Here is a 12,974-nt window from a genome sequence, read left to right as displayed (position 1 = left end):
TTGGCTAGACAGGCAGGGTCACCCTCGGCCCAAGGGGGCGCCGTCCAACCGATAACGACCGATAAAAGAGACGACATGAGCGACGTGATCAAAACCGATGTGCTGATTATTGGCGCCGGCCCGTGCGGTCTGTTCGCCGCCTTCGAGCTTGGCCTTCTCGACATGAAGGCGCATTTCGTCGACATTCTCGACAAGGTCGGCGGCCAATGCGCCGAGCTCTATCCGGAAAAGCCGATTTACGACATTCCCGGCATTCCCCAGGTCTCGGGCCAGGGGCTGACCGAGGCGCTGATGCAGCAGATCAAGCCCTTCCATCCGACCTTCCATCTCGGCGAGATGGTCGAGACCGTGGAGAAGATCGGCGATCCTGCATTCCGCTGCACCACCGATGCCGGCAAGGTGTTCGAATGCAAGGTGGTGGTGATCGCGGCCGGCGGCGGCTCGTTCCAGCCCAAGCGCCCGCCCGTCCCGGGGATCGAGGCCTACGAAGGCACTTCAGTGCACTACGCCGTGCGCAAGATGGAGACGTTTCGTGACAAGAGCGTGCTGATCGTCGGCGGCGGCGATTCCGCGCTGGACTGGACACTCAATCTTCATCCACTTGCCAAGCGCATCACGCTGCTGCACCGGCGCGACGAGTTTCGCGCCGCGCCCCACAGCGTCGAGCAGATGCGCGCGCTGGTCGCAGGCGGCAAGATGGATCTGCGGCTCGGCCAGGTCACGGCGCTCTCCGGCATTGATGGCAAGCTCTCCGGTGCCACCATCAAGGGCAACGACAACACCATGACTGAAATTGCCTGCGACACCATGCTGCCCTTCTTCGGCCTGACCATGAAGCTCGGCCCGGTCGCGAACTGGGGCATTGCGCTGGAGAACAATCTGGTGCCGGTCGAGACATCGGCGTTCGAGACCAACGTATCAGGCATCTTCGCAATCGGCGACATCAACACCTATCCCGGCAAGATCAAGCTGATCTTGTGCGGCTTCCACGAGGGCGCGCTGATGTCGCAAAAGGCCCATCGCTACGTCTATCCGGAGAAGCGGCTGGTGTTCCAGTACACGACCTCGTCCTCCAGTCTGCAAAAGAAGCTCGGTGTCAACTGAGCGGTTGGGGCCGGAAGGCCATGCCCCATGTTTCTGGTGCTGGAGCCGTTCGCGAAATCGCCGTAGTCTGTGGCCATCCAGTCCTGGCTAGCAAGTGATTGGCATAGCAAGGTGATCTAATGCAGAATCTTCTTTCCAGCTCTCGGCTGCTCCCCTTCTTCGCGCTCGCGTTGTCGCTTCTTGCGGTGACACCGTCTGCGGCACAGACCGCCGAGCCTACGGCGGCGGGGCTCTGGCAGAAGGTCGAAGACGGCAAGACGGTCGGATGGTTTCTCTTCATCGACCGCAACGGCGTCTTCGAAGGCGTGATCGCGAAGACCTTCCCGCGGCCCGGCGACGATCCGAACGAGGTCTGTTCCAAGTGCACGGACGACCGCAAGAACGCGCCGGTGCTCGGCATCTCCTTCGTCCGCAACATGAAGCGCGAAGGCTTGAAGTACGAAGGCGGCAACGTGCTCAATCCGCGCGACGGCCAGATTTGGAAGGCCAACATGAAGATCAGTCCAGACGGCCAGACCCTGACGCTACGCGGCTATCTTGGCATCGCGCTGCTCGGCAAGGACGAGACCTGGACGCGGCTGCCGGATGCCAACATCGCGCAGATTGATCCCGCCATCGTGGCAAAATATCTCCCTGCGCAGGCCGCCGCCGCGAAGCCGGCGGCACCTGCGGCGAAGAAGGGCGGCGCGATGGTGGCGCCGGCGCCCAAGCAGTAAGGGCGCTTCACGCTGGGTATCATCCCGGCTGCTTTCCCATTCACTGGCATCATCGGCCCGCCACCGGGTCTCGCCTTCGGCGAGCCCGATGACGGTGCGCATCCGCCGCAACGCGTCGATCCTTCCGCCCTCCGCCAGTAGTTCCCCGGAATGCGCGCTGGCGCTGGAATTGCATAGCCTCCGCAAAGCTGTTCGGGGGTTAGTCGCTGTCCTTCACGCCGTTCGCCGAGCCGCGAAGGGCGAACGGCAGGCGTTGTCCCTCGCGGCGATGATTTCGATCCGCGGAGACGACATGAGATCTGCAATATCGCGTGCGGCCCCGCTGCTGGGTCTGATGACGCTGCTGGCCACATCGGCGCTGGCGCGCGACGACGGGCGCTACGCCAACTCGCCGCTAAAACCCTGGTTCGAAAGCCTGCACAGCGAGTTCGGACAATGCTGCACCGACGCCGACGGCTACGTCATCGCCGACGTCGATTGGGAGTCCGATCGCGGCCGCTACCGCGTGCGCATCGACAACGAATGGGTCGTGGTGCCCGACGGCGCGGTGATCACCGTGCCGAACAAGATCGGCCGCACCATGGTGTGGAAACACTATATCGACGGCCATCCGCGCGTGCGCTGCTTCATGCCGGGCAGCATGACGTGAACGCGGTAAGTCTTCGATGGGTAGCGGCGGTGAAAGGAAGACGAAACGCTTCAGGGTTCAGTTTCAAGATCGTTTCGTGGATCGCTTTCTTCAGGTCACCGGCGCCGGATTGAACAGCGTGAGATCGTTGTGGATGCCCCAGCGGTCCGACCACGGTTTTGTCCGGCCGCTGGCGACGTCGAGGATCAGGCGGAACAGGTCCCAGCCGGTTTCCTCGATGGTTTTTTCGCCGGTGGCGATGCGGCCGGCGTCGAAGTCGATCAGGTCCTTCCAGCGCCGCGCGAGTTCGCTGCGGGTTGCGACCTTGATGACGGGCGCAGCCGCCAGGCCGTAGGGCGTGCCGCGGCCGGTGGTGAACACCTGCAGCGTCATGCCGGAGGCGAGCTGGAGCGTGCCGCAGATGAAGTCGGAGGCAGGAGTTGCCGCGAACAGCATGCCTTTCTGACTCGCCTTCTCGCCGGGCGAAAGCACGCCGGTGATGGCGGACGATCCGGACTTGACGATCGAGCCCAGCGACTTCTCGACGATGTTGGCAAGGCCGCCCTTCTTGTTGCCGGGCGTGGTGTTGGCGCTGCGATCGGCGCCGCCGCGGGCAAGATAAGAATCGTACCAGGCCATCTCGCGCACCAGCGCGCGGCCGACGTCCTCGTTGATGGCGCGTCGCGTGAGCAGCTGGATGGCGTCGCGCACCTCTGTGACTTCCGAGAACATCACGGTGGCACCGGCACGCACCAACAGGTCCGCGGCGAAGCCGACGGCGGGATTGGCGGTGACGCCGGAGAACGCGTCGCTGCCGCCGCATTGCAGGCCGATCACGAGGTCGGAGGCCGGGCAGGTCTCGCGCTCGCGCGTGTTGAGCACCTTCAGCCGCGCCTCGGCCTGGGTCATGATCGCATCGACGATCGCACCAAAGCCATCGAAGGCCTCGTCCTGCATGCGCACGATCGCATCGCTGACGCCTTCCGGCACCAGCCGCTCCGGCGCGAGCTTCTCGCAGCCAAGCCCGACGACCAGAATCTCGCCGCCGAAATTCGGATTGAGCGCGATGTTCTGCAGCGTGCGGATCGGCACCACCGCGTCGGGCGCGGTGATGGCGACGCCACAGCCATAGGCGTGGGTGAGGGGGACGACGTCGTCGACGTTCGGGTACTTCGGCAACAGCTCGGCGCGGATGCGTTTCACCGCATATTCCATCGTGCCCTTGACGCATTGCACGGAGGAGGAGATGCCGAGGATGTTCTTGGTCCCGACCGAGCCGTCGGGATTGCGATAGCCCTCAAAGGTGAAACCTTCGAGCGGCGGCAGCGGCGCGGGCACGGCGGTCGAGATTTCGAGCTTGTCGAGGGAAGGGGCTTCCGGCATGCGGATGCGGGCTTCATCCACCCATTCGCCGGCCAGGATCGGCGACAGCGCGTAGCCGATCACCTCGCCGTAGCGGATGATCGGCGCGTCTTGTGCGATGTCGACCAGCGCGGTCTTGTGCCCCTGCGGCACGAAAGCGCGCAGCGTCAGCCCGCAGGCGAAGCGGGAGCCGACGGGAAGCCCGAAATCATCGACGACGATCGCAACATTGTCGCGCTCGTTGAGCTTGATGTAGCGGGGTTGCTCTTTCGCTGCGACTGACTGGTCCATACGCTTTCCTCAAGAACGGGAGAAGCCGTGCTTTCGCTCACCTCTCCCAAAGGGAGAGGTGGGCACCTACGCTTGCGGCGCGATCCCGGCCTATCAGCCAGGGAAGGTATAAGCCGTCTTCACCGTGGTGTAGAACTCGCGCGCATAGGAGCCCTGCTCGCGGGCGCCGTAGCTCGAGCCCTTCCGGCCGCCGAACGGCACGTGATAGTCGACGCCGGCGGTCGGCAGATTGACCATCACCATCCCGGACTCGCTGTTGCGCTTGTAGTGCGAGGCGTATTTCAGGCTGGTGGTGCAGATGCCCGAAGCGAGGCCGAACTCGGTGTCGTTGGAGATCGCCAGCGCCTCTTCGTAGTTCTTGGCGCGGATCACGGCGGCGACGGGTCCGAAGATTTCCTCGCGCGCGATGCGCATATTGTTGTTGGCTTCGGTGAACAGCGCCGGCTGGAGGTAGTGGCCGGGCGTCTCGCGCTTGAGCAACTCGCCGCCCCACGCAAGCTTGGCGCCCTCGTCCTGGCCGATCTTGATGTAGCGCAGGTCCTGATCGAGTTGGCTCTGGTCGACGACGGGGCCGATATGCACGCCGGCCTTGAGCGCGTCGTCCACCGACAGGCCCTTCAGGCGCTCGGCCATCGCGGCGACGAAGCGGTCGTGGATGCCTTCGGTGACGATCAGACGGGAGGAAGCAGTGCAGCGCTGGCCGGTCGAGAAATAGGCGCCGTTGACGGCGACCTCGACGGCGGTCTTGAGGTCGGCATCGTCGAGCACGACCAGCGGGTTCTTGCCGCCCATCTCGAGCTGGAACTTCTTCATCGGATTCGACAGCACGCAGGCCTGCGCGATCTTGCGGCCGGTCTGAACCGAACCGGTGAAGGAAATCGCGGCGACGTCCGGGTGTTCGAGCAGGGTCTGGCCGACCACCGAGCCCGAGCCGACGACAAGGTTGAATACGCCGGCGGGAATGCCGGAGCGGGTGATGATCTCGGACAGCGCGTGCGCCGAGCCCGGCACCAGCTCGGCCGGCTTGAACACCACGGTGTTGCCGTAGCAGAGCGCCGGCGCGATCTTCCAGGCGGGGATCGCGATCGGGAAATTCCAGGGCGTGATCATGCCGACGACGCCCATCGGCTCGCGGGTGAGCTCGACGTCGAGGCCGGGACGCACCGAGGCGCCCTTCTCGCCGATCAGGCGCAGCGCTTCGCCGGCGAAGAACGCAAAAATCTGGCCGGCGCGGGCGACTTCGCCGATGCCTTCCGGCAGCGTCTTGCCTTCCTCGCGCGCGAGCAGGCGGCCGAGCTCTTCCTTGCGGGCCAGGATTTCCAGAGAGATCTTGTTCAGCGCGTCATAGCGCTCCTGCGGCGTCGAACGCGCCCAGGCGGGGAAGGCGGCCTTGGCGGCGGCGATCGCCTTTTCGGTCTGCGCCTTGTCGGCCTTGGCATATTCGCCGACGAGATCGTTGGTGTTGGAGGGGTTGATATTCCTGGTGACGCCGGAGCCGTCGACCCATTCGCCGCCGATGAAGTTCTTCAGGATCGCAGTCATGTATTCCTCCAAGTCATTTAGGGGCATGATCCCTCTCGGAAAACCGGTACCCACTTTTCCGGGATCATGCCTGAGTTTCTTAGCGAACGAGGCAGGGACGCTTGTCGTCGAAGGTCCAGCCGGGGATCAGGTCCTGCATGGCAATAGCGTCATCCCGGGCGCCAAGTCCATGCTGCTTGTAGAGGTCATGCGCGGCGTCGATGGCGGCCCTGTCGATTTCGATACCCAGACCAGGTCTGTCGGGGACGGCAATCTTGCCGCCCTTGATCTGGAGCGGCTCCTTGGTGAGCGCCTGGCCGTCCTGCCAGATCCAGTGGGTGTCGATCGCGGTGACCTTGCCGGGTGCGGCAGCGCCGACATGGGTGAACATGGCGAGCGAAATGTCGAAATGGTTGTTGGAGTGCGAGCCCCAGGTCAGACCATTGTCGCGGCAGGTCTGGGCGACGCGCACCGAGCCTTGCATGGTCCAAAAATGGGGATCGGCCAGCGGAATATCCACCGAGCCGAGGCGCAGCGCATGGGAAAGCTGCCGCCAATCGGTCGCGATCATGTTGGTCGCGGTCGGCAAGCCCGTGGCATGGCGGAACTCGGCCATGATCTCGCGGCCGGAAAAGCCGGCCTCGGCGCCGCAGGGGTCCTCGGCGTAAGCGAGGATGCCGTGCATGTCCTTGCAAAGCCGGACAGCCTGATCGAGCGACCAGGCGCCGTTGGGATCGAGCGTGACGCGCGCGCTCGGGTAGCGTTTTGCGATGGCGGTGACCGCCTCGATCTCCTGCTCGCCGGGGAGCACGCCGCCCTTGAGCTTGAAATCGGCGAAGCCGTAATGGTCGTGGGTGGCCTCGGCGAGCCGCACCACGCTCTCCGGCGTCATCGCCTCCTGGTGGCGGAGGTTGAACCATTCCGCCTTGCCGGTCTCGCCTTCCACATAGGGCAGGCGGGATTTGCGCCGGTCGCCGACGAAGAAGAGGTAGCCGAGCATCTCGACGCTCTTGCGCTGCTGGCCTTCGCCGAGCAGCGCCGCGACGGGCAGGCCCAGATGCTGGCCGAGCAAATCGAGCAGCGCGGATTCGATCGCCGTGACCGCGTGAATCATGACGCGCAGGTCGAACGTCTGCTTGCCGCGGCCGCCGGCGTCGCGGTCGGCGAAAGCGGTGCGGACGTCGGCGAGGATGTTGTTCATGGCGCCGACGGTCTTGCCGATCACCAGATCGCGGGCGTCCTGGAGCGTTTGCCAGATCTTCTGCCCGCCGGGCACCTCACCGACGCCGGTATGACCTGAATTGTCGGTGAGGATGACGATGTTGCGGGTGAAGAACGGCGCATGTGCGCCGCTCAAATTCAGGAGCATGCTGTCGCGGCCCGCGACCGGGATCACCTGCATCGCCGTGACGACCGGTGCGCCAGAGATCTCCGTCTGGACCATCGCACGCTCCTCTCTATTATCGTTCGTTATTCTGCTGCCTGTTGTGTCGATCGGATGGCGGGCAGATTCTTTACTAGCGCGGTCAGTTCCGCCACCTCCTGCTCGGCGAGATCGGTCAGCGGCGGACGGACCGGGCCGGAGTCGCGGCCGATCACCTTCATGCCGGCCTTGATGATCGAGACTGCATAGCCCTTCTTGCGGTTGCGGATCGCGATCAGCGGCAGGATGAAGTTCTTCAGGCCGGCGTGGATCGTCTGGTGGTCGCGCTTGCGCACGGCCGCGTAGAAGCTGGTGGCGAATTCCGGCACGAAGTTGAACACTGCCGAGGAATAGGTCGTCACGCCCATGTCGAGATAGGGCAGCGCGAAGGTCTCCGCGGTCGGCAGGCCGCCGATATAGGTCAGGCGGTCGCCGAGCTTGGTGTAGACGCGGGTCATCAGCTCGATGTCGCCAATGCCGTCCTTGTAGCCGACGAGGTTCGGGCAGCGCTCGGCAAGGCGAGCCAGCGTGTCGGGCTGGAGAATGGCGTTGTCGCGGTTGTAGACGATGACGCCGATCTTCACGGCGGCGCAGACTGCCTCGACGTGGGCGGCGAGACCCTCCTGCTCGGCATGCGTGAGATAGGGCGGCAGCAGCAACAGGCCGTCGGCGCCGGCCTTCTCGGCACCAACGGCGATTTCGCAGGCGATCGCGGTGCCGTAGCCGGTGCCGGCGAGCACGGGCACGCGGCCCTTGGTCTCCTCGACGGCGATCTTGACGATTTGCGGAACCTCGGTCGGCGTCAGCGAGAAGAACTCACCGGTGCCGCCGGCGGCGAACAGGCCGGCGACGTCATAGCCGCACAGCCAGTCCATATTGGTGCGATAGGTCGCCTCGTCGAAGGAGTAGTCAGCCCTGAACGGCGTGACGGGGAAGGACAGGAGGCCAGATCCGATCTTCTGGGCCATTTCCTGCGGGGTCATCTTGCTCATGGGCGCGGCTCCCTTCGTGCGTGTTGTGGAGGACGCAAGCCTGCGCGTCCATGCGCCGGTGTTTAGGAGACCGTTCGATGCGCGTCCAAGCCAAAGCCTATATCGACTGATGCAGATTGAGCATCAATCCTCTGTCACCTCCGCGGAGGACAATTCACCGGCGATTTTGACGAGGGCCGAGAGCAACGGATTCTCGTCGTCGCGGCGCCAGACCATGAAGAGCTCGACCGGAAGGCGGGTGCGCAGCTTCAGCGGCCGCAGCCGCACGTCGGAGATCTTCAGGCTCGCCGCCGCCGCCGGCACGATGGCGAGGCCGAGGCCGGCGCGCACCATGGCGAGGATCGAATGGATCTGGCTGAGATGCTGGACATAGCGCGGCAGCACGTCGGCGCGCGTGAACAGCGCCACCAGCAGGTCGTGGAAGTAGCGGCTCTCGTAAGGCGAATACATCACGAAGGGCTGGTCGTCGAAATCCTTGATGGTGACGCTGTCGGCGTTCGCCAGCGGATGCTTCTTCGGGATCGCGGCGAGCAGGGGCTCCGCGACGACGCGGCGGCTGGCAAGCTCTGGACGCGCGATCGGCGGCCTCAGCAGGCCGGCATCGATCTGGCCCGAGGTCAGCGCCTCGAACTGGTCGCCGGACACCATCTCCTTCAGCGAGAAGTCCACTTCAGGCAGCTTTGCGCGGCAGGCGGCGACGAGCTCAGGCAGGAAGCCGTAGGCCGCGGCGGCCGTGAAGCCGATCTTCAGCGAGCCGGTCTTGCCGAGCGCGATGCGGCGGGCGACCTGCGAGGCGCTTTCCGCAAGCTTGAGGATGCGCCGCGCCTCCGGCAGGAAGCTGCGCCCCGCGGGCGTCAGGCGCACCGAGCGGCTGGTACGCTCCAGAAGCGGCGCATCGATGATGTGCTCGAGCACCTGGATCTGCCGCGACAAAGGCGGCTGGGTCATGTTCAGCCGCGCGGCGGCGCGGCCGAAATGCAATTCCTCCGCCACCGTGACGAAACAGCGGAGCTGGTTGAGGTCGAACATCGATACATGCCTTAGATGGATAAGGCGTTTCCCCGCCACTTCTAGCATCGATCACCCCCAAAACAAAGACGGCGGCTGATTAAGCCGCCGTTGAGTTGCCTGGTCCGCTCCGATTGCTCGGAGCTCTCAGGAGGAACGTTTGAGCACCACCCGCTCGATCTTGCCGACGATCACGAGATAGGCGAACGCCGCCACCAGCGCGTTGAGACCAACGAACACCAGGGCGCCGTTGAACGAACCGGTTGCGGCCAGGATGTAGCCGATCACGATCGGGGTGGTGATCGAGGAGAGATTGCCGAACGTATTGAACAGGCCGCCGGAGACGCCGCCGGCGTCCTTCGGCGAGGTGTCGGAGACGACCGCCCAGCCGAGCGCGCCGATGCCCTTGCCGAAGAAGGCGAGCGCCATGAAGCCGACCACGAACGCCTGTCCGTCGACATAATTGCAGGCGATGATCGACATCGACAGCAGCATGCCGCCGACAATCGGGATCTTGCGCGCCAAGGTGAGCGAGCCCGTCTTGCGCAGGATGGCGTCGGAGATGATGCCGCCGAGCACGCCGCCGATGAAGCCGCACAGCGCCGGGAGAGTGGCGACGAAGCCGGCTTGCAGGATCGAGAGCCCACGCTCCTTGACGAGGTAGACCGGAAACCAGGTCAGGAAGAAATAGGTCAGCGTATTGATGCAATACTGGCCGAGATAGACGCCGAGCATCATGCGGTTGGAGAGCAACTGGCGGATGTGGTCCCACCCGGAGCCGGATTGAGGCGCGCGCTCCTGCTTCAGATCGTCCTTGGGCGCGTCGAGATCGACCAGCGCGCCGCCCTCCTTGATGTAGTCGAACTCGGCATCGTTGATCGAAGGATGCTCCTTCGGGCCGTAGATGGTCTTGATCCAGATGAGGCCCATGACGATGCCGAGCGCGCCCATCACGAAGAACACGAAGCGCCAGCCGTAGGCGTGCGCGATCCAGCCCATCAGCGGCGCGAAGATCACGGTCGCGAAATACTGCCCCGAATTGAAGAACGCCGACGCGGTGCCGCGCTCGTTGCCCGGAAACCAGGCCGCGACGATGCGCGCATTGGCGGGGAAGGAGGGCGCTTCGGCGATACCGACCAGGAAGCGTAACGCGAACAGCACGACGATCGCGGTGCCGGCGCTGAAAAAGCCGACCCAGCCCTGCATCATCGTGAAGATCGACCAGACGATGATGCTGAAGGCATAGACGAGGCGCGAGCCGTAGCGGTCGAGCAGCCAGCCGCCCGGCACCTGCGCGATCACATAGGACCAGCCGAACGCCGAGAAGATGTAGCCCATCGCAACCGGATCGAGATGCAGCTCCTTGGAGAGTGCGGGGCCCGCGATCGACAGCGTGGCGCGGTCGGCATAATTGACGGTGGTGACCAGGATCAACATGGTCACGATGAACAGCCTGACGCGAGACCTCCTCACGTCCGCTGCGGACACCACTGCGCTCATCACGCGCCTCCTTAGAACTCGAACATTTCCTCAAGGCGACTCCTAGAGGCGCGCGCGGCAAAGTGTCCAAGTTCAAGGGGGTATCGATCGATGCCGTTTTTGGATTGATGGAACGGCAGATAAGGCGAACGATGCGACGTGACGAGAACGCGCGAGCGCAGTTTGGCTACGGCGCACTACACGAGGCAACCCGCGGTCATTCCCCGCGAAGGCGGACATCCAGTACGCCGCGGCTTCTCGGTTCAATCACAACCGCCTCGGAGTACTGGATCGCCTGCCCGCGCGGGCGACGACACCGAGAGTGTGGGCCAAGCTGCGAGCCAACGGGTCCGCGCGAAGCGCGGCCCGATGACAGGCTCCGCGAAGCAATCCAGAATCTTGCCGAGGAGGGACTCTGGAGTGCTTCGCTGCGCCCGCAATGACAGGGAGGAGAGAGCTCGTCGTCGTCCTACTGCCGCGCGCTCGGAAGTAGCTGCGGCAGAAATCCGCGCGTCACGCTTGGCGGCACTGCATCCAGCCCGAGCACGGCGCTCGCGGCAGGCAGTGCGGCATCGGCCATCGCGGCGTGGCCTTCGGCGCTTGGATGCACGGCGCCGCCATAGACGGCGGAGAGCACGCCCCAGGTGGCGTCGTGGATGTCGGTCGGCTGGCTCGCGGCCGGCAATCCTTGCGGATAGGTCATCGCAGCAAAATAGCTATCGTTGGCGTCGCGGATCCAGCGGGCACGGGGCAGGTAGGCGCGATATTCCGAGGCGCCGCGACCGCACAGCATCGGCTGACTCGCCGCCGTCACGATGTCGGGATTGAAGCTCTGGCCGTTCTCGGCAAAGCAGGTGCGGTCGAATTCGGGATCGTTGCCGGAATGGGCGCAGAAGCCGTGATCGGCGAACGCGGCCTGGTGCGCATCGACGAAGGTCATGCGGTCGGCTTCGGGATCGCGGCAGAGCGCGCCCCGGGTACAGGTGGCGAGCCCCTTCAGCTGCGGCAGGAATTCGGTGTCGACGAAGGTGGAGACCCGGGCGAGGCGCTGCGGATCGGCATTGAAGGATGGATGGATGTCGAAGCCGCCACGGCCGCCGCGGCAGGGCACGCCGCCGTCGGCGAGCGCCGGGTTGGCGTAGGAGACATAGACCACATGTGAGAGGTCGCCGCCGACCAGCGGCTTCAGCGCCTCGCGCAGCTTGACGAAATTCTGCGGCAGCTCGCGCGCCAGCGCATCGCGGGAATCGTCGACGCTCGCCATCACGCCGGAGCGGCGGAACAGTGCGCGCTCGGTCGCGGTGTCGACGATGACGTCGGCGACGAGGCCGGAAAAATAGACGTCGTTGGCGCCCACCGAGAGCAGCACGAGATCGAGCGTGCGGTCGGGCTGGCGTTTCTTCGCCGCGGTGAGCGCTTCGCGCAGCTCGGCGACCTGCGCGTTCACGCTGGTGTTGCAGACGCCGGTCTTGCCGGGCGGGCATTCGCGGGCGCGCTGCGAGCCGAGCAGTCCGTCGCCGATGCCGGCGCCGGTGCAGGCGAGCGGCAGGAAGGTCACGGCGATGTGGGTGTAGCGCACCGCGAGCGCCAGCGCGGTGCGGGCCTGATAGCTGTAGAGCGAGCGGTGACAGGGCGCGTTGAACCAGAGCGCACTGTAGCGTTGCCAGTTGGCGAGCGTGTCCGGCGCCTCGCAGGCGCGGCCGCCTTTGAAGCCGGCGCGGCTCGGCCGATAGTACTGCGCGCCGGCGGTGCCGAGATAGGAGCGGAAGCAGAAACCTTCGTCCGACAGCGCCAGCGGCCGGTCCGGATTGCCTTCGCCCGAGGCGATACTGTCCCCGAGGCCGGCAACGAAAATGTCGCGAACCTGGATCTCAGCCTGGACCCGCTGGGTCGGATCGGAGCCGGAGGAGACGTCGACGGTCGCGACCGTCTGCTTGCCGTAACGGACGCGCAAATTGACCGGCTCGGCGCAATCGAAGGTCGACGCTTGCGGCCCGTCGCCGTCATCGAACGACCAGGCGCAGGTGGCGCCGACCGGCACTGCGCCGAGGAGGCGCACAGTGACGGGATGATCGATCGGGGTGATGTAGTTCTCCTTGACGTTGTCGCGGGTGCAGGGCTGGTTGACCCGGCCCTGGAGGTCGATGCAGAGCCGGTTGACCATGTTGCGGGCCCAGCCGCGGCCCTCGCTCTGGAGCTCCAGCGACTGCTCGGCGGCCAGGATGCTGCGGTTGCGCGCATTCTCGACATGGAGCAGGAAATCGCGCTCTTCGCGGAACAGGCGGAAGCGGTTGCGCACCTCCCAGCTGATCTGCATGGCGCCGGCGTCCTGAGCGGCAGCGCGCTCGAGCGGCAAAGCGGTCAGAATCCCGGCAAGCAGCAGGGCGCCTGCGGAGAGGGTGCGAAAGAAGGGTGGGATCATGGCCCGCGTGTTCAACGGCAAAGTTGAG

Annotated in this window: 10 protein-coding genes; 3 read left to right on the top strand and 7 right to left on the bottom strand. The window is 65.1% G+C overall.

Features of this window, described 5'->3' with window-relative positions; translation table 11 throughout:
- Positions 1-75 precede the first annotated feature (75 nt).
- From IVA91_RS05985 to IVA91_RS05975, 3 genes are all read left to right on the top strand, one after another.
- Entirely contained in the window at positions 76-1,104 is a 1,029-nt protein-coding gene (locus IVA91_RS05985; RefSeq protein ID WP_247421934.1) for an NAD(P)/FAD-dependent oxidoreductase, read from the top strand.
- Between the two features lie 119 nt (positions 1,105-1,223).
- Positions 1,224-1,820: a DUF2147 domain-containing protein gene (locus IVA91_RS05980; RefSeq protein WP_247458441.1), complete on the top strand. Its 597-nt coding sequence runs from the start codon at positions 1,224-1,226 to the stop codon at positions 1,818-1,820.
- Between the two features lie 292 nt (positions 1,821-2,112).
- Complete coding sequence (locus IVA91_RS05975) at positions 2,113-2,469, top strand: hypothetical protein (RefSeq protein WP_247458440.1); 357 nt, start codon at positions 2,113-2,115, stop codon at positions 2,467-2,469.
- A gap of 90 nt (positions 2,470-2,559) precedes the next feature.
- Here IVA91_RS05975 and garD read toward each other — a convergent pair whose 3' ends face one another.
- From garD to IVA91_RS05940, 7 genes are all read right to left on the bottom strand, one after another.
- On the bottom strand, positions 2,560-4,101 hold the full coding sequence (garD, locus tag IVA91_RS05970; protein ID WP_247458439.1) for a galactarate dehydratase: 1,542 nt from the start codon (positions 4,099-4,101) through the stop codon (positions 2,560-2,562).
- 93 nt (positions 4,102-4,194) lie between these two features.
- Positions 4,195-5,643 carry an aldehyde dehydrogenase family protein gene (locus IVA91_RS05965; protein WP_247300152.1) on the bottom strand — a complete coding sequence of 483 codons (1,449 nt, stop codon included), beginning with the start codon at positions 5,641-5,643 and terminating at the stop codon, positions 4,195-4,197.
- A gap of 79 nt (positions 5,644-5,722) precedes the next feature.
- Positions 5,723-7,066 (bottom strand): glucarate dehydratase, encoded by a 1,344-nt coding sequence (gene gudD / locus IVA91_RS05960; protein ID WP_247458438.1) that lies wholly within the window; start codon positions 7,064-7,066, stop codon positions 5,723-5,725.
- Between the two features lie 26 nt (positions 7,067-7,092).
- Positions 7,093-8,037, bottom strand: a complete 945-nt coding sequence (gene kdgD / locus IVA91_RS05955; protein ID WP_247458437.1) for a 5-dehydro-4-deoxyglucarate dehydratase — start codon at positions 8,035-8,037, stop codon at positions 7,093-7,095.
- A gap of 123 nt (positions 8,038-8,160) precedes the next feature.
- Positions 8,161-9,066: a LysR substrate-binding domain-containing protein gene (locus IVA91_RS05950; protein WP_247421924.1), complete on the bottom strand. Its 906-nt coding sequence runs from the start codon at positions 9,064-9,066 to the stop codon at positions 8,161-8,163.
- A 126-nt stretch (positions 9,067-9,192) separates the two neighbouring features.
- Entirely contained in the window at positions 9,193-10,545 is a 1,353-nt protein-coding gene (locus IVA91_RS05945) for an MFS transporter (RefSeq protein ID WP_247458436.1), read from the bottom strand.
- A gap of 448 nt (positions 10,546-10,993) precedes the next feature.
- Positions 10,994-12,946, bottom strand: a complete 1,953-nt coding sequence (locus tag IVA91_RS05940) for a hypothetical protein (protein ID WP_247458435.1) — start codon at positions 12,944-12,946, stop codon at positions 10,994-10,996.
- Between the last annotated feature and the right edge of the window lie 28 nt (positions 12,947-12,974).

Origin of the sequence: Bradyrhizobium sp. 153 (assembly GCF_023073835.1) — a bacterium.
In the GTDB taxonomy this organism is placed as follows: domain Bacteria; phylum Pseudomonadota; class Alphaproteobacteria; order Rhizobiales; family Xanthobacteraceae; genus Bradyrhizobium.
This window is presented reverse-complemented; position numbering and strand designations above follow the sequence as displayed.